Origin of the sequence: Paenibacillus planticolens (assembly GCF_013141725.1) — a bacterium.
Lineage (GTDB): Bacteria > Bacillota > Bacilli > Paenibacillales > NBRC-103111 > Paenibacillus_E > Paenibacillus_E planticolens.
This window is the reverse complement of the sequence record NZ_WHNZ01000041.1, coordinates 96,369-114,917: the sequence shown is the minus strand read 5'-3', so window position 1 is coordinate 114,917 and position 18,549 is coordinate 96,369. Positions and strand designations below refer to the sequence as shown.

Here is an 18,549-nt window from a genome sequence, read left to right as displayed (position 1 = left end):
GCAAAGCATACGTTGAGGATAGGCGAGGCGACTCGTTCTATCCTTTTTCTATATGATTGTTGTTATATTGATTTCTGAACACTTCAGGCGTTAATCCGACGGTTTTTCGAAAGGTTGAGATGAAATGCGAAGCGTCAAGAAAGCCGGTTGCTTCCGCAATTTGCTTGATGGTCCGGTTGTGCTGCGTAATCAGGAGCTCCTTGGATTTCTGAAGCCGCAGCTGCAGCAGGTATTGATACGGAGAGAGACCAAAAGCTTTGCGGAATAGCGTATTGACGTGCTGCGGGCTGACACCCAGCTCCTCTGACATCCACGTAAGGCCGACCTCGGCGGAAGCAAAATTCTGCTCCAATTGAAACAATAGCGGTAGCAACCGCTCGTGGCTTTGGGAGAAGGAGGCGCTTTTGTTGATGTTTCCGTGATTTTTGAGCAGTGTAAGGAACTGATAAACTTCCAGCGAACCGTTCATTCCGGTGAAATCATAGCTGTATCGGTACTTTTCGTAAAAATAGTTGTGAATGCCGGCAAGCGGAGTCTCCGCTCCCCAGCTGATCTGAGTGGATAACGGAATCTCCAAGGCATAAACGATGGAAGCAGCGAGTGCGCCGTCAAAGGTAACATACCAGGTTGACCATTTGGGCGAAAGAACTTTGTATTCATGCGGAACGCCCGCGGCAAGCAGCATGCCTTGATTTTCACCAAGTTTGATCGACGAGTTATCGAGAATAATTTCTCCGGCTCCTTCGATCGTTTGCAGCCAGTGAAAGCAGGGATAGCCTTCTTCCCGCTTATAATAAAGCTGCTGATTCTCGTATCCGACCGTTTCCAGGATCAGCGGCAGCTTCCGGTCCGTTTCCGTAATGACGAAAAATTTTCTATAGTCTGTAGTCATCTTAAGAAGAACCATCTCTTTCATTTTTTAATATGCCACGCGTAGTATCTTATATTTTAAAAGAAATTATTGTCCTGTACAATAAATACATCGTTGATGAAAGTTATACAACCCACAAGAAGCGAGGTTTTAAAAAATGGCTGACAAATTCGTCTATACGCCGCCCGCAAACGGCTTTCCGGAATGGAATAATAATCCCCAGATTTTTCAATTGAACCGGATGGAAGCGCATGCAACATTGATGCCTTATCAAACGGAAGCTGAAGCGCTTGCCGGTGTGCGTGAAGCATCCCCTTCGTACCAATCTTTGAATGGCGTTTGGAAGTTCCATTTTGCAGAGAATGCACAGGGACGTCCGCAAGAGTTTTATACAACTGGCTATGATTGCAGCGGCTGGTCCGACATTGCGGTGCCATCCCATTGGCAGCTGCAGGGCTTCGACTTCCCGCAATATACGAATTTGATCTATCCTTGGGTAGGACATGAGGATCTTAAGCCTCCTTTTGCTCCTGTCAAATATAATCCTGTCGGTTCGTACTCCCGCAGCTTCACGGTTCCGGCGTCTTGGGCCGAGCAGCCTGTCTATTTAAGCTTTCAGGGTGTTGAGTCCGCCTTTTATGTATGGGTGAACGGTGAATTAGTTGGCTTCAGCCAAGATTCTTTCACGCCTGCGGAATTTGATATTACGCCATATTTGGCGCAAGGCGAGAATAAACTCGCGGTTGAAGTATACCGCTGGAGCGATGCGAGCTGGCTGGAGGATCAGGATTTCTGGCGGTTAAGCGGTATTTTCCGCGATGTCTATCTCTATACCACGCCAGTCACCCATATTGCGGATTTCAAAGTGCTGACGGATCTGGACGATGCTTTCGAACATGCGGAGCTGCGCATTCAGGCGAAGGTCTCGAACTATGACGGCCTTGGCAGGGGGACGCGCCGCGTAGAAGCTGTTTTATATGATCGCGAGCTCAAACCGTTATGGGACGCGCCATTGTCTGCCATAGTCGAAGTCGGCGGCACTCAGAACCAGGAAGTGGAGTTGTCTGTCAAGGTGGAGCGTCCGGAGCTTTGGAGCGCGGAAAAACCTTATCTTTACACGCTTGTTTTGAGTTTGAGGGACGAGAACGGAACACTGCTGGAAACGGAGAGCTGCAAGGTAGGTTTCCGTAAGTTCGAAATTGACGACGGTTTGATGAAAATCAACGGCGAGCGCATTGTATTTAAAGGTGTTAACCGGCATGAATTTGATACGGATCGCGGCCGCTCTGTCGATAACGCCAGCATGGTTGCCGATATTTTGCTGATGAAACAGCATAATATCAATGCGGTGCGCACCTCTCATTATCCGAATAATCCCCGTTGGTATGAGCTTTGTGATGAGTATGGACTATATGTCATAGATGAAACGAATCTCGAAACGCACGGTTCCTGGAGCTACGGTCAAGAGGAAGAAGGCGAAACTGTTCCGGGAAGCAAGCCTGAATGGACGGGAGCCGTTCTAGACCGGACGAATTCCATGATGCAAAGAGATAAGAATCATCCTTCGATTTTGATTTGGTCGCTGGGGAATGAATCGTGGGGCGGGGACAATTTTATTAAAATGCATGACTTTCTCCGCGAGGCCGATCCATCCAGGGTGGTTCATTACGAAGGTGTTTTTCATTGCCGCGACTCAGAGGCAGCCTCTGATATTGAGAGTCAAATGTACTCAAAAATTGAGAAAATCGAAGAATACGCCAGAAATAAACCGAAGAAGCCGTTCATTTTATGTGAATACAGCCATGCCATGGGGAATTCATGCGGCAATTTGCATAAGTACTGGGAGCTCTTTGATAAGTACCCGATCCTTCAAGGCGGTTTTATTTGGGATTGGATCGATCAATCGATCCGCAAGGAAACTTCGGAAGGTGTGAGTTATCAAGCCTATGGCGGGGATTTCGGGGATATGCCGAATGATGGCAATTTCTGCGGCAATGGATTGATTTTTGCAGATCGCACGCCATCGCCGAAAATATATGAGGTAAAGAAATGCTATCAGAATGTGAAATTTACTGCACTGGATTTGGCTAAAGGGCTGGTAACGGTAACGAATCAGCACTTGTTCACGGATCTTAGTGAGTTTAATTGGGTATGGACCATTGAGCGTAACGGTGTCATAGTGGGCGAAGAGAAGCAAGGACAATTTGTTGTGAAGCCAGGTGAAACTGCGACAATTGATCTTGCCTTGGAGCAGGCGGAGGCAGCGTTGCCTCAGGACGAGTACGTGCTGACGCTTAGTCTGCAGCTCAAAGACGACACGGCGTGGGCTCCAAAAGGGCACGAAATCGCTTGGGAACAGTTTGTACTGCCTGTTCGTAAGGCATGGGCGCATGCCGGGTTAACTGCACAGGCGGAATCGGCTGCAGCGGTAACGGAGCTTGAAGCTGTGCAGGTGACATGCACGTCTGAAGCGATAACGGTGAAAGGCGGCCATTTCTCGCTTCAATTCCATGCGGCAACAGGGGACATCGTTTCTTACGAGTATGAGGGTACCGAGCTGTTCCGGACAGGACCGGCGCCTAATTTCTGGCGCGCGTATACGGATAACGACCGGGGCAACCAGCATCATATTCGATGCGCGCCGTGGCAAGGAGCGGGCAGCGGCAGAACGCTGCAATCCTTGCAAGCAAAGTCCTGTGTTGACGGGCGCGCTGAAGTGCATGTTGATTATGCGCTTGCCACAGAGCCGGCTTCAACAGTGAAACTGGTGTACGCGGTATCGCCGAATGGGGAAGTGGAACTGCGCATGGAGCTTGTTCCAGGTGCTAACCTGCCGGAAATTCCGGAAATCGGCGTGATGTTCGAGTTGGACCGCTCCTTCGGACAATTAAGCTGGTATGGCCGCGGCCCGCATGAGAATCATTGGGATCGCGCTGTCGGTGCTAAGCTGGCCTTGCACAGCGGGACTGTGCAGGAACAGTTCGTTCCGTATTTACGCCCGCAGGAATGCGGAAATAAGACGGATGTACGTTGGGCGACAGTAACGAATGACGAGGGCCGCGGTCTTCGCATTACTGGACTTCCAACAGTCGAGTTGAATGCTCTGCCGTATTCGCCAACGGAATTAGAAGCTCATGACCACCCGTATAAGCTGCCTATCAGCGATAAAGTCGTGCTACGCGTCAATTACAAGCAGATGGGCGTTGGCGGGGATGACAGCTGGGGGGCAAGAACACATCCGGAGTTCACGCTGTTTGCTAACCGGACTTACGCGTATTCTTTCTCTTTCAAAGGAATATAGGTTGGAAACGGCTGCGCCAGATGGTTAGAAAGTACGGATAAACCTTGAGGACGGTCGAGACGAATGTGTTTATTAACGGACATCAGTGCTCTTATTTTGGATAAATGTCTAAGTTTCATTACTAACGGACTCCAGAGTCGTTACTGGACTAAAAACCGCTTAATTATGCGGTGGATAAAGTGAATAGCTGCATTGACGTCCGTTAGAATGCATACAGGTACTTTTTCCATTGCTTAAAGTCTGCTCTGTCCGTTAAAGCATAACTTCAAAAAGCCGCCCGATACCCTGTATCGAAGCGGTTTTTTCTTCATGACGCCATTTTTCGCGATAGGGTGCTTGGACTGCAGTGGCGTATGCTGTACACCTTACATTGACCTCGCCTGAAGAGGATGTTAAGTTAGGAGTATTGGCTGAAAATGGCATCATTTCGGGCAACAAAGAACATGTTGAATTTTGAAAGGTGGTTTTATGTGTGGTCATTCATCCGGCACAAACCGTTGTTGGATTTATAGGAACTGGCGTCATGGGCAAAAGTATGGCAGGCCATCTTATGCAGGCAGGCTATCAGGTTCACCTGTTTTCAAGGACAAAATCCAAAGCGCAGGAGCTCATTGATCGAGGTGCCCATTGGTCAGAAACTCCCGGGAGTTTAGCGCAGCAGTGTGATGTTATTCTTACAATGGTTGGTTTCCCAAGCGACGTAGAAGAAATTTATTTAGGCGAAAATGGGATTCTGTCGAACGCCAAGCCAGGCAGCTATGTCGTAGACATGACAACGTCCTCCCCGAAGCTTGCCCAGCGGATTGAAGATGAGGCCCGTTCCCGCGGGGTGTATGCGCTCGATGCGCCGGTTTCCGGCGGAGATGTTGGGGCGAAAGAAGCGAGACTGTCGATTATGGTGGGGGGCTCGCGCGAAGCTTTTGATGCGGTACTGCCATTGTTTCAAAAGTTAGGTACGAACATCGTCTATCAAGGGGAAGCAGGCGCAGGCCAGCATACCAAAATGTGCAATCAAATCGCAATTGCCAGCAATATGATGGGGGTGGTCGAAGCGCTTGTCTACGCGGAAAAATCAGGGCTGGATCCAGCTACGGTGCTGAAAAGCATTGAGTCAGGCGCCGCAGGCAGCTGGTCATTAAGCAACCTGGCACCCCGGATGATCGCCGGAAATTTCGCGCCTGGTTTTTATGTCAAACATTTTATTAAAGATATGAAAATCGCGCTTCAATCGGCTGAAGAAATGAATGCGAAGCTGCCAGGACTTGCTTTGGCTGAATCGCTCTACGAGCAATTGGCTGCGAGCGGTGAGGAAGACAGCGGTACGCATGCGTTATATAAACTGATCAGCAGACTTTAATCAAATGTGACCGGGATCGAGGGGACGTTCTGTGAAAATTGTCATAGCGCCTGATTCATTTAAGGGCAGTTTAAGCGCAAAAGAGGCCGCTCTTGCGATCGAGCGAGGCATTCGAAAGGCGGCTCCCGACGCGGAAACCGTGCTCGTGCCTATGGCTGACGGCGGGGAAGGAACGGTCGATAGTCTGATCGGCGCGACGCAGGGGACCACAATCCAAGTTCCTGTTCGCGGCCCTCTGTTGGATGAGGTGACTGCCGAATACGGTGTTCTCGGTGACCAAAAAACTTGTGTCATTGAGATGGCAGCGGCTTCCGGGCTCATTTTGATCCGTGAGGAGCAGAGAAATCCTTGGCTAGCGACGACCTACGGAACGGGGCAGCTCATTAAGCATGCGCTGGATAGCGGGTATCGCAAGTTTATTTTGGCGCTCGGCGGCAGTGCAACCAATGATGGAGGCAGTGGAATGCTCCAAGCGCTCGGGTTAGGGCTTTTGGATGCAGACGGGCATCCTGTCCCGCATGGGGCGCAAGGTCTTACACAAATTAGCCGCATTGATGCCGCTGATTGGGATGTGCGAATTGCACAATCGTCTTTCACGATTGCATCTGATGTGGTGAACCCCTTCATTGGTCCGCAAGGAGCGTCCTATGTGTTCGGACCGCAGAAGGGTGCGACCCCCGAGATGGTCGAAGAACTTGATAAGGCGCTCCTTCATTGGGCGGATCTTATGGAGGCTCATACGGGCATCGCCGTTCACAATCTGCCTGGCGCAGGGGCGGCAGGTGGACTGGGAGGCGCATTTCAAGCATTCTTTCCCTCCGAAATGCGGCGCGGTGTTGAGATTGTCATGGAAACGTGCAATTTTTATCAGCATCTGCAAAGTGCCTCGCTTGTGTTTACGGGAGAAGGCCGGACAGATGCTCAAACCGCTTCCGGCAAAGCTCCTATGGGCATCGCCCAGGCTGCTCAGAAGAAGGGCGTACCTGTTGTTGTACTGAGCGGTTCTATCGGACAAGGCGTGGAAATCCTCCTCGAGCATGGCATTACGAGCATCCATAGTATCGTGAACGGGCCGATGTCGCTGCAGGAGGCGATGGACAGGACCGCTGAGCTTCTGACGCAAAAAGCGGAGCATGTGATGCGGACTTATCTTGCTTCTTTGGGGCAGAGATAAAATGGACGGACGAGGGGAAACGGTTGGGGTTGACATGCAGCTGAAGTTGGTTTTCTGGCGCTCATGTTGCACTTTGTGCAATCATTTGCGCCTGTTTACGCTTCGGCAGGAGGCTTCGTTGCATTTTGTGCAACCATTTGATCCTTGTGGCAGGGTATTTGGCACATTTGAGGAAAATCATTGTATTTTATACAATGAAGAGTTAGTTTGGCTTTGAAAAGCACCCAATTCGTTGTACAAAGTACAACGTAGGTGTAATGGTCACCTGTAAGTTAATGAAATGTCATGATTACGAATGATAACCTGAATCTACTAAGAACAAAAGTTTGCCTAACTTTCCGCGGCTGTGCTGAGGTTGGGCAGATTTTTTTTGCATATAAGCAATTCTACGTTTTAGATTAGGTCTTATCTAAGCGGATACCTCGAAATTAGATGGAATAAACACAGATAGCTTGCCTATTTATCTCTGAGCACAAAAAGTTAGAGATACTAGCAGCAGGCTAAGGTTATGAGGTGTTTGGCGAGCCAAGATTATTACTTATATCACGTAGGGACGGCGAATTTTCATACCTCGTTGAAAGTGGGAACTACAGGGCGCTATTTGGCTAGAAAAAGCCCTTTTCGCAAGGGAATGGGAACTAGGTTCCGCTATTCCACCAATGCGAGCAGATTGTTAGATCATTGAGGTGAAATAAGACCCTGTAGATCCCCTCGGGCGCCCGAAATTCCGCTTTTCACTGAAATAAGGGAATAGAGTTCCCTCAGTAAGCGGATTTCAAGTTGAGCTGGTACCAAGCATGCGAAGGTGAAGTGCATCCGGAGTATAACAAGGGTGTACAAGAAGTAGAAGTAGAAGTAGAAGTAGAAGTAGAAGTAGAAGTAGAAGTAGAAGTAAGAGAAGTAGAGAGTAGAGAGTAGAGAAGTAAAAACCAGAGGACCCACAATTACTGCTTTTGCTCAAATAAAGGAATGGAATTCCCTTTTAAAGGCGAGGCACATGTTTGGGATATTATCCATCATTAGGATGGAAGGATTGGATTTACAAGCCGGACAGAGAGCCCCTTATTCGATGGAAAAAGACCTCCTCGAACAAGCAGCGGACACCAGCGCTGTTACTTGCTCATTTGGGGACTGATTTCGCCTCGAAATCGGCAAATACAGTCTCTGGTGTCCGATAGAAGAGAAATACGACGCTTTTCGCGAAGATAACGGCTGTTGTGTCCGAAGCGTGATGAGACATACCATTCCTTCAACCGAATCAGGGTAAGGGAACAGACGATTTCAAGAAACGGCTGGAGCACTATGTCCAATTCCTCCCCATGCTCAAACGTTATGGGTTTAAATAAGGACCTAGCCGCAGGCTAGGTCCTTATTGTGTTTGCGTTCTCAGGTTGTCCTGTCGAACATTCAGGGAATATAACTGTTTCTTGAACAAAAATAACGGTTTTTTATTTGGCAAATAAAAAATACACAATGTATCATTTTAGAGGTAGTGAGAAACATGGACGAGTATCATGGAGTTACGAAGCAACGATGAGAGGAGGCTGCAGCGCGCAGATAGGATGAGTGTCGAGCTGATATCCGCAGGGGACTTGTAAGGCGTGCTTTCAAGGTGTTTAGCATGAAATGCTTCAAATAATGAATGTCTTCTCAGAAAAATCTTGCGCATAAAATCCAGAAACGAATTGTATCGAATTATGTCGAATCGTAAGATTCATAACCGATAAGGATGGTGACTTAAAGCATGGGGAAGAGAAAATCCAACATCGCAAAGAAAGCGCTTACTATTACAACGGGCTGTATGGTTTTGTTCAGCGGCATGGTCGGAACAGCAGCAGCCAATGAGCAGTCGAGCAATCAGGTAACTACATCAACCTCAACAGGAGTACAACTGGAATATTTGGATCGCGGATTGACGGCTGTTGTGAAAGGCAGCGGTGTGTTTCTTAGCTGGCGGCTGCTCGGCAATGAGGTAACAGGCTATTCGGCAACAGGATTAACAGGGACAAACTTCAATCTGTATAGAGATGGCGTGAAGATTGCGACGATCGATAGCAGCACGAATTATTTCGACAGCGCAGGCAAATCTTCGTCGAAGTACTACGTTGCTGCGGTCGTAAACGGAAAAGAAGTTGATAAAAGCGCATCCGTTACGCCGTGGGCCAACGGTTTCTACGACTTGCCTTTGAAAAAACCGGCAGACGGCGTGACGCCGGCGGGAGAAGCCTATACGTACAAAGCGAACGACATGAGCGTTGGCGATGTTGATGGAGACGGCCAGTACGAATATTTCGTCAAATGGGACCCTTCCAACTCCAAAGACGTGTCCCAAAAAGGCTATACAGGCAATGTATACGTAGATTGCTACAAGTTTGACGGGACGCTTCTGTACCGCATCGATCTTGGGGTAAATGTTCGGGCGGGCGCACATTATACGCAATTCATGGTCTATGATTTCGATGGCGATGGAAAAGCGGAAATGATGTTCAAAACAGCGCCGGGCACGAAGATTAGTAATTACGATGCGCAAGGGAATGTCACATCCACGAAGTACATTACGATACCGGGCGAAGATCTTGCGGCAGGTTACTCGAACACCGACGATTATCGTTTGAGTGCCGCAGGCTACTATGATCACGTGGTTAGCATGTTCATGAATTGGGACAAGCATCCAGAGGTGATTAACGGCTCGTGGCCTAAAACATTGGAGGAATGCTTCGGCATCCCCAAAAAATATGCGTATCCGCTTTCCGTAGGGGATGCCAAGCTTTTAGCGGATTATTTTATGGACGTATATGCCCCTAGCCGCAGCACGAATAACAAATTACGTGAATTTGAAGGATTTATTGTGGATGGTCCTGAGTATTTGACCGTATTTGAAGGTGCGACAGGCAAGGAGCTGGAGACGATTCACTACAAGCCGGGCCGTGAAGACGACGGACTCATGTGGGGAGATTATGCACTTGCCAGAATTGAACCGGCCAATCGGGTTGACCGTTTCCTTGCAGGCGTTTCCTATCTGGACGGCGCTAATCCGTATGCGATTATTGCCAGAGGCTATTACACCAGAAGTACGATCGTATCTTACCGCTGGAACGGCAAGCACTTGGAGGAGTATTGGTTCGTTGACAGCGGATGGGTGAAAATGACCAACCCGTTCAATGACTCTCCACACGGCAGACCGGGCTCAAATCCTGCTTACGCATCACTCACCACGCAGGGAGCTCACTCTTTGAGCAGCGCTGATGTGGACGGCGACGGCAAACAAGAAATCGTATATGGGTCCTCGACGATTGATCATGATGGCACATTATTATACAGCTCAGGCGATACGATCTCCACAGGACCGAATGCAGGCACTTATGCGCTTCTCGGCCATGGGGATGCGCTTCATGTCACTGACATTGACCCTGATCGTCCAGGCTTGGAAATTTTCATGGTCCATGAGGGTGCAACAAGCGTGCCTTACGGCTATTCCTTGCGTGATGCGAAAACAGGGGAAACCATCTATGGCGCCTATACAGGAAAAGACACAGGCCGTGGCATGATCGGGGATGTCGATACGACCAAAAGAGGTATCGAAACATGGGCCACTGCACTGCGCATGGCCAATGGCACGACGCTTGGAACTTCTATGCCAGGCACAAATATGAGCATTAAATGGGCGGGCAACATGACCACGCAAATTGTGAACGGTGCGGAAGGCTCAACACCGACGATTGATGTGTGGGGAGGTGCGAGAGCGCTGACGGCTACAGGGACAACGACGAATAACTCCACCAAAGGGAATCCGTCGCTGGTTGCCGACATTTTCGGCGATTGGAGAGAGGAATTGCTCGTAAGGAAGACAGACAGTTCGGCTATCCGGATCTATATGAGCACAGAAGAAACGAATCGCAAGCTGTATACATTGATGCACGATCCGCAGTATCGCGTTGAAATTGCCAGACAGAACACGGCGTACAATCAACCGGCGTATACAAGTTTTTATTTTGCCTCTGACACGGATTGGTCCAAGGTTCCGATTCCGAACATGAAGCCTTTTGTGGCAGGCGGATCTTTAAGCGGTCCTGACGCTGTCGCTCCGGGTCAATCGTTCAACGTTACTTATGGTTTAGAATATGTATCCTCGGAGGTTTTAGCGGAAGATATCACGATTAATGTGGATACGTCGAAGTTGGATATCGTCAATGCACCTCCTGTTTCTTTGGATGCAGACACTTTTAAAGTGCTTGATTATAAAATAACGCCTGGCAAGATTCGTATTCTTGGCGTTCATTTCGGAGACAAACAAGCGCGTCCGAACGGCCCGTTGTTCAGCATTGCCTTGACGGCCAAAGCCTCCGTGCAATCCGGGGTTGGCACTGCATCCGTCTCTGCGCTGACCGTTGCCGACAGAGAAGGCGCAGAGCAGCAGCTGCAGGGCAGTTCGTATGCCGTACAAATCGGCTCCGGAGACAAAACGCAGTTGAATGCCTTGATCGCAGAAGCGCAGGGTGTGATAAACGCCGCTGTTGAGGGCGGTCAAATCGGACAATATCCAGCCGGTTCCAAAGCGATCCTGCAGGCGGCTATCGATAAAGCGACTCAAGCAGCCAATGATCCGACCATCGGACAAGAGCTCATTAATCAAGCAATTGCCGAGCTTTCCGCTAAATTGCAGACTTTCCGTAACAGTGTTGTTACAAGCATTGTTGGCGACTACACAAACGATGGCAAAACAACCATCGGCGACTTGGCGCTTATGGTCAAAGCATACGGCAAATCGCAAGCTGACATGGATTGGAATGAGTGGAAGAAATATGACCTCAATAACGATAAAATGATCGATATTGTGGATCTTTCTATACTGGCTCGTTTAATTATGGGGGATGACTTGTAAGCTGCTAACGAAAGGTAGATGAACGCGACAATGAAAATGAGAAAAATGTTTCCACTCTTGCTAAGCGCAACGATGGCATGTACCGTGTTTTCAAGCGCAGCGCTGCTTCCCGAGACTGGCCATGCCGCTCCGCATGCCTATCTGTTTGATTTTGGAACGGCGACAAGCCCTGTAGCTTCCGGGTACACGCGCATCTCCGAATCGACGTTGTACACCTCCGCACTCGGATACGGGCTGAGCAAAGTAATAGCCAGTCGGGACCGGGGGGCTGCTTATAGCGATATTTTAAGAGATTTTGTTATTGATAAAAGCTTTTCTTTTAATGTCGATATGGAAAATGGGGATTATTTCGTTAAATTAACCGCTGGCGATGGGATAGCAACCAATAAGACCTCAGTAACGATCGAAGGTGTGAACCGTGGCTCAACGAATACCGCCAGCGGCAGCTTTCAGGACATTACGGCTGTTGTAACTGTCGCGGATGGGCAGATGAACTTCGACATTGGCGGGAGTGACGGCCGTGTAAATGCCATCGAAATCACGCCTGCCGTTGTGATGCGGGGTGTCAAGGTTGACAGCGTGAGCGTAACGCCCGTACCTAGCGTGCAGCTTAGCTGGGATGCGGCACAGAGCGGGAGCGAATACAGCATTTACAGGAAATCAGAAGGCCAATCGGACTATGTCAAAATTGCAACGACGAGCGGAGCTGCCTATTCAGACACCTCTGTGGAGCTTGGATTAACCTACACCTATACCGTGACGAACACCAGCGGGGGTTATGAATCTCCGAAGAGCGATCCGCTTACGGTAACTGTCGCCGACGTGTCGGGTCAAAAACCGGCTGTTCCAGCTCATTTCCTCGTTTCGAACGCGACAGAGAATTCCGTCAGCTTAGGGTGGGACACCGTTGCCGGGGCATCTGTTTACTATGTATACAGATCGGTAAGCGAAACTGGGACCTATAGTAAAATTGCGGCAACGTCGGAGCTGTCTTATGTAGATCGATCCGTGACAACAAATGTTCCTTATTATTACAAAATTGCAGCGGTAAGCACGGCGGGACTATCCGATCTCACCCCTTTTGCCGTATCGCCGGTCAAAAAAATCTTCCAACGCCAAATGGAACGTCTGGAACGCGGCCTTACGGCAATCAAAGTGAGTAATGGCGTATATGTCGGTTGGCGGCTGTTTGGCACCGAACCTAGCACCATCTCGTTCAATTTGTATCGGGACGGCCGGAAAATTAACGCTTCGCCGATCACATCGAGCACTAACTTCCTGGACAGTGAAGGAACGCTTGAAGCGACTTATACCGTTCGAGCGGTCATTGGCGGGATTGAACAAACGGCTTCAGGCAGCGCATCTGTCATGGCAAAGAATTATTTGGACATCCCGTTAAACAAGCCTGCGGGTGGCACGACACCGGATGGCGTCGCATACACGTACAGTGCGAATGATGTCAGCGTAGGCGATTTGGATGGCGATGGGCAATACGAATATATCGTGAAATGGGATCCGTCCAATTCCAAGGACAACTCTCAGTCCGGTTACACAGGCAATGTATACATTGATGCGTATGAGCTGGACGGCACGCAATTATGGCGCATTGATTTGGGCAAAAACATCCGTGCGGGAGCTCACTACACGCAATTTATGGTGTACGACCTTGATGGGGACGGCAAAGCCGAAGTCGCGATGAAAACAGCAGACGGCACCATCGATGGGGCTGGAGTCGTGCTCGGAAACGGATCGGCGGATTACCGCAATTCATCCGGCTATATTTTATCCGGACCGGAGTACTTGAGTATTTTTGAGGGCGCCACAGGAAAAACGCTTACCACTACCTCCTACGAGCCTCCAAGGGGAACAGTCGGAAATTGGGGAGATACTTACGGTAACCGAGTGGATCGCTTTCTGGCGGCTATTGCCTATCTGGATGGCGAGCATCCGAGTCTTATTATGGCGCGAGGCTACTATACAAGATCAGTTCTTGTCGCCTATAACTGGAGAGACGGGCAGTTGTCCAAAGTATGGACGTTCGATTCCGACACTCCCGGAAATGGCGGCTATGCAGGCCAAGGAAATCATAATTTAAGCGTTGCTGACGTAGACGGCGATGGCAAGGATGAAATTATTTATGGCGCAATGGCGGTAGATCACGATGGCAAAGGCTTGTATACAACGGGGTTGGGGCATGGCGATGCGATGCACCTGAGCGATTTGGACCCGGATCGTCCCGGATACGAGGTCTTTCAGGTTCATGAGGAGAAGCCGAGCCGGGCAGGCTTGGAATTCCGCGATGCGAGAACAGGCGAGCTCATCTGGGGGAAACCGACAACGTATGACGTGGGCCGTGGCCTTTCGGCGGATATCGATCCAAGATACAAGGGAGCCGAGTCCTGGGCTATTGATGCGGGGGGCTGGAACAGCACTTCAGGAGGCTTGTACGATGTGAAGGGCAATGAGATTTCCACTCATATCCCGCCTGCGAACTTCGCCATTTGGTGGGATGGAGATCTCCAGCGTGAGCTGCTGGATCATACGTACAACGATAAGACTTTAACTGGCGTAGGTAACATTTTGAAGTGGGATTATGAGAATTCTCGCGTGGTCACGCTGCTTACAGCAGAAGGGACTTTCTCCAACAATGGAACAAAGGGGAACCCGGGTCTGCAAGCCGATCTATTCGGCGACTGGCGCGAAGAAGCGATATGGCGGCTTGAAGACAGCAGCGCTCTTCGCATCTACATGACAACCGACGTAACGGATTATCGCTTCTATACGCTTATGCACGATCCTGTTTACCGGTTAGGTGTGGCCCGTGAAAATACGGCCTACAACCAGCCGCCGCATGTCGGCTATTATCTCGGTGGCGGAATGACCATGCCGCCAATGCCGAACATTACGGTGCCAGCAGGCGATGCACAAGAAGCAGGCGTTACTTTAAACGGCGGCAGCACGCTGAAGCCGGGCGAGACGATTTCGCTGAAATACGGACTGACCGGCATTACAGAACCGATCATCGCGCAAAATGTGAGCTTTACGTACGATCCGGATTATTTCGAGTATGTGTCTGTAACCGGACTGCAAGAAGGTGTAAGTGTTGTAGGCAATGTATACAGCCTACCAGGCAAAGTGCGAATCATCTTGGCCAGTTTAGGAACGGATTATGGGGTGACGGGCAGTAGTGAATTAGTATCGCTTCAGTTGAGAGCCAAGGCGGTGAGCAGCACGGTTGATACCCATGTCTACAGCTCAGCGCAAGTCGCCAATGCCGAAGGTGTAGAAACGACTTTCCAATCTGTGAGTAAACCAATCACGATTCAGTATGCGGACTTGTCCTCGCTGAATGCGCTGATCGGCACGGCAGAAACGAGTTACGCGCAAGCGGTGGAAGGCATCGGTCAAGGGGAATATCCGGTAGGCTCGAAAGCAGCGCTTGAAGCTGCCATTGCGAAGGCCAAGGCTGTTCAAGCGAATCCAAATGTTACCCAAGCGGAAATTACGCAAGCTGTTGCTGAGCTGAATGCCGCTTTGTCAGCCTTCCAAGCTTCGGTGAACACAAGTCATGCCTACGACGTTAACAATTCCGGTCAAGTGAGTGTCGGTGACTTAGCTTTCATTGCCGCCCATTACGGACAAACGAGCGCTGATCCGAATTGGAACAGCAAAGCGGACGTCAACGCGGACGGCGTGGTTGATATTCTGGATTTAAGTGCAGTTGCCAGCTACATTTTAAACGAATAGGCTAAAAAGAGGACTTGGCGGAGAGGTCTTGAATTATCCGTAACGGAATAAGATAATAAGAATGAGGCAGCTACCTTTGTCGCCGTAAAAAGGTTAGCTGCCTTTTTTCTACCGCAAATGCGGTAGAGACAAGCTAATAATCCGAAGGAGTGATCACAGGTGGGAACTCGTTTATTATCGGAGCAGCTGGTGAAAAATCGTTTTCCGCATTTGAAATATGTTCGGATTCATACGACGGAAAAGCATAAGGCGACAATCTATGCATGGAACGAAGATCTGCACTTAACGGAAAAGGACGCAGAGCGCCTGCAGCAATATGCAAGCGGTTACTTATATCCGTACGTTCGCTACCAAGTGAAAGCTTACCATATGGTGCAAACGGATAAAGTTCCGCTCGAACAGGTCATTCCAGAAGCTGTTGTCCAAACCGCTAAGCGCAGAAATTTGAATCAACATGGCATTATCGAGGCGATTAACAGGCTGTTTCCATTCGGCCGGTTAACGTTTGTGAAATATGATGGAGCTGAAAGCCTGATTTATTTTGATTTTTATGCCACAAGATGTCTTCAAAATCGCGAGAAAGAAGCGATGTACAGCTATTTGAATGAAATTATTCCATTGGGGTCTTATTGTGATGTGACATTCTATTAATGGAGAACTTATTCCTCTTCAACGCGAAATTCGCTTTCTTCCCGTATATAAGTGAAGTCGCCGACCTGTACCTCAAAAGGCGAATATTTTCTAATTACACCTACAGCGAGAAAAACAGGAATATCATCGGCGGTTCGCTGGATGACGGCGACATTCACTTGTGTGAGTGCCGCCGCGAATAATTGCATGTCTGTCAATAGCGTCTTATTCAATACAAATTCACCTCCGGCTTTACCTCGTAATCCGTTCCCCGGGTTGCAGAACGGGAACCTGCACGGTTACGGTGTCCGGATATTTAATTCCTGCACCCGTGTTCAGCGCGATGACGATCTCATTGTCTCCGATCCAGCCGGATTGCTTCAGTTTTCTTGCGGCTGCGAACGTAGCCGCTCCCTCTGGGCAAACGAACGCCCCTTCCAGCTCCGCCACCCGCTGTTGTTCTTGCAACAGCTCTTCGTCATGAATGGAAATCGCGCATCCACCTGTTGCATAAAGCGCCTCTAGGACTAAGAAATCGCCAAGCGCTTTCGGAACGTTAATGCCGAAGGCGACTGTTTTGGATTCCTCCCAAAATTGTGATTCTTTCTCCTGATTCCCCCAAGCCTTCACGATCGGGGCGCAGCCTTCCGCTTGAACAGCGACAAGCCGCGGCAATTTACCTTGAACCCACCCTAAAGTTTGCAGCTCCTTTAGCGCTTTATAAATGCCGATCAACCCGACACCGCCACCGGTTGGATACAAAATAACATCGGGCAGTTTCCAGCCCAACTGCTCGGCGATTTCCAGACCCATCGTCTTCTTGCCTTCGATACGGTAAGGTTCTTTGAGCGTTGACGCATCATAGAGACCGTAGGCTTTTACGAGATCCGCAACGATCCGTCCCGCATCGCTGATGAGACCGTCGACGAGGTAGAGATTGGACCCTGAAATCGCGCACTCATTGCGTGTAATGAGCGGTGCATCCACAGGCATAATGACGGTTGATTTCATCTTGGCTCTGGCCGCATACAAAGACCAAGCGGCGCCGGCATTGCCATTGGTTGGCATGGCGAGCTCCTGCACACCCAATTCTTTCGCTTTGGATATTCCGACTGCTGCGCCCCGCGCCTTGAAAGAGCCGGTGGGCAGCAAGCCTTCGTCCTTCATAAGCAGACTTGGAATCTGCATGTCTGCGCCGATGCTTGGCATGGGCAGCAGCGGGGTAAAGCCTTCGCCGAGCGTGACGACATGCTCCGGATGGATGACTGGCAGAAGCTCACGATACCGCCATAGGCTCGGTTCGCGCTCACGCAGCATGGCAGGAGTCAGGGACCCGGCTAAACGCTCCATATCGTATGCGACTAATAGCGGAGAACCGCAAAGGCAAAGCTGATGTTTGTCTTCGATGTTGTAACGTGAGGCGCATTTGGGGCAATAGAGATGAGAAACAAAACTATTCGGCATGGCGGAAGTCTCCTATATGTTTTATGACCGCTGGATAATTATACTTAGTCATCGTAATAGATAGGAAACCTACCTGTCAACGAGCCTGTTCATCACCCGGCTGATTCCGTCATATGTTATCATGGATAGATGAGTGACCAAGATGTTAATAGTAAAGGAGCTCGAGCCGGCATGATACGACGATCACCCTACATACTTCTATTGCTTGCCACATGTATATGGGGAGGCAATTTTGTTGCGGGCAAAGCGCTTGTCCTGCATATTCCCCCGGTTACGCTCGCTGCTCTGCGTTGGGGCATTGCTTTTCTTTGTTTGCTGCCTTTCTATGGCAGGCAAACTTGGCGGTTAAGAGCACAATTTCTAAGGCACTGGAAAACGCTATTGTTCCTGTCTGCAACCGGCGTTGCCGGATTTAACACGCTGACATATATCGCTGTGCAATACACAGGATCGATTAATGCATCATTAATGAACTCTGCAACACCGATCATTGTGGTTGTTTTAACTTGGCTGGTGATGAGGGAGAAGTTTGCGTGGACGGCATTACCCGGCATTCTGATCTCGATGGCTGGCGTAAGTTGGATCATCAGTCGCGGCAGCTTGTCCGCTCTGCTTCATCTTTCTTTCAATAAAGGTGACTTGTTTATGCTGATTGCAGTTTTATGTTGGGGATTATATTCCGTCGGGATGAAAAAAGCAGGGGGGAGGTTTCCGTCCAGCCCTTTGCTGCTGGCTCAGATTGCTTTCGCATTGCTCATGTTGATTCCACTTTCGCTTATAGAGGTTGCCGTGAAATCCCCGCAGATTGCTTGGAATTCGGGCCTCCTTTCCGGACTCATCTATATCGGACTATTCGCTTCAATTGTTGCCTTCCTAAGCTGGAACCGCGCCATTGCAATGGCTGGCCCACAACGCTGCGCAGGCTTTCTGAATTTCATCCCGATGTTCAGCGCGATTTTCGCCACGGCTTTTACGGGCGAGTCGCTTCAGCTGTATCATCTTATAGGTGCCGTTTGGATTGTGACCGGGGTCTATTTAACGAATTATGCGATGAAAAAGCGGCAAACGCAGGCCGCGTGAATAAGAGGCTGACCCCAAGGTAGATCAACCTTGAGGCAGCCTC

The 18,549-nt window shown here is 49.6% G+C and carries 12 protein-coding genes and 1 pseudogene; 9 read left to right on the top strand and 4 right to left on the bottom strand.

Annotated elements, in window-relative coordinates:
• Window positions 1–37: 37 nt before the first annotated feature.
• Window positions 38–892: an AraC family transcriptional regulator gene (locus GC097_RS19025; RefSeq protein WP_171684881.1), complete on the bottom strand. Its 855-nt coding sequence runs from the start codon at window positions 890–892 to the stop codon at window positions 38–40.
• Window positions 893–1,028: 136 nt separating this feature from the next.
• Between GC097_RS19025 and lacZ the strand changes: the two genes are divergently transcribed.
• A complete protein-coding gene (lacZ, locus tag GC097_RS19020; RefSeq protein WP_171684880.1) occupies window positions 1,029–4,172 on the top strand; it encodes a beta-galactosidase, LacZ type in 3,144 nt (1,047 codons plus the stop codon).
• On the opposite strand, the gene GC097_RS19015 is transcribed toward lacZ, so the two are convergent.
• A complete protein-coding gene (locus tag GC097_RS19015; protein WP_171684879.1) occupies window positions 4,139–4,291 on the bottom strand; it encodes a hypothetical protein in 153 nt (50 codons plus the stop codon). The genes lacZ and GC097_RS19015 overlap by 34 nt on opposite strands.
• A 353-nt stretch (window positions 4,292–4,644) precedes the next feature.
• On the opposite strand from GC097_RS19015, the gene GC097_RS19010 reads away from it, so the two are divergent.
• The 7 genes and pseudogenes from GC097_RS19010 (at window position 4,645) to GC097_RS18985 (ending at window position 15,983) form a co-directional block, all read left to right on the top strand.
• The gene (locus GC097_RS19010) at window positions 4,645–5,529 is read left to right on the top strand and encodes an NAD(P)-dependent oxidoreductase (RefSeq protein WP_171684878.1); all 885 of its coding nucleotides are present in this window, start codon (window positions 4,645–4,647) and stop codon (window positions 5,527–5,529) included.
• Between the two features lie 31 nt (window positions 5,530–5,560).
• Window positions 5,561–6,703 (top strand): glycerate kinase, encoded by a 1,143-nt coding sequence (locus tag GC097_RS19005; RefSeq protein WP_171684877.1) that lies wholly within the window; start codon window positions 5,561–5,563, stop codon window positions 6,701–6,703.
• A gap of 780 nt (window positions 6,704–7,483) precedes the next feature.
• Window positions 7,484–7,621 (top strand): hypothetical protein, encoded by a 138-nt coding sequence (locus tag GC097_RS19000; RefSeq protein WP_171684876.1) that lies wholly within the window; start codon window positions 7,484–7,486, stop codon window positions 7,619–7,621.
• 826 nt (window positions 7,622–8,447) lie between these two features.
• A pseudogene (locus GC097_RS18995) lies at window positions 8,448–10,739 on the top strand (rhamnogalacturonan lyase); the annotation flags it as partial.
• Window positions 10,737–11,585 carry a DUF4972 domain-containing protein gene (locus tag GC097_RS35315; protein ID WP_246294342.1) on the top strand — a complete coding sequence of 283 codons (849 nt, stop codon included), beginning with the start codon at window positions 10,737–10,739 and terminating at the stop codon, window positions 11,583–11,585. The pseudogene GC097_RS18995 and the gene GC097_RS35315, both read left to right, overlap by 3 nt.
• A 36-nt stretch (window positions 11,586–11,621) precedes the next feature.
• On the top strand, window positions 11,622–15,332 hold the full coding sequence (locus GC097_RS35440) for a rhamnogalacturonan lyase family protein (protein ID WP_171684874.1): 3,711 nt from the start codon (window positions 11,622–11,624) through the stop codon (window positions 15,330–15,332).
• A 159-nt stretch (window positions 15,333–15,491) separates the two neighbouring features.
• Entirely contained in the window at window positions 15,492–15,983 is a 492-nt protein-coding gene (locus GC097_RS18985; RefSeq protein ID WP_171684873.1) for a hypothetical protein, read from the top strand.
• An 8-nt stretch (window positions 15,984–15,991) separates the two neighbouring features.
• On the opposite strand, the gene GC097_RS18980 is transcribed toward GC097_RS18985, so the two are convergent.
• Together GC097_RS18980 and GC097_RS18975 are read right to left on the bottom strand one after the other, a co-directional pair.
• Window positions 15,992–16,195 (bottom strand): hypothetical protein, encoded by a 204-nt coding sequence (locus GC097_RS18980; RefSeq protein ID WP_171684872.1) that lies wholly within the window; start codon window positions 16,193–16,195, stop codon window positions 15,992–15,994.
• A 19-nt stretch (window positions 16,196–16,214) separates the two neighbouring features.
• A complete protein-coding gene (locus GC097_RS18975; protein ID WP_171684871.1) occupies window positions 16,215–17,426 on the bottom strand; it encodes a threonine synthase in 1,212 nt (403 codons plus the stop codon).
• A gap of 171 nt (window positions 17,427–17,597) precedes the next feature.
• Between GC097_RS18975 and GC097_RS18970 the strand changes: the two genes are divergently transcribed.
• Entirely contained in the window at window positions 17,598–18,506 is a 909-nt protein-coding gene (locus GC097_RS18970) for a DMT family transporter (protein ID WP_171684870.1), read from the top strand.
• The last annotated feature ends 43 nt before the right edge of the window (window positions 18,507–18,549 follow it).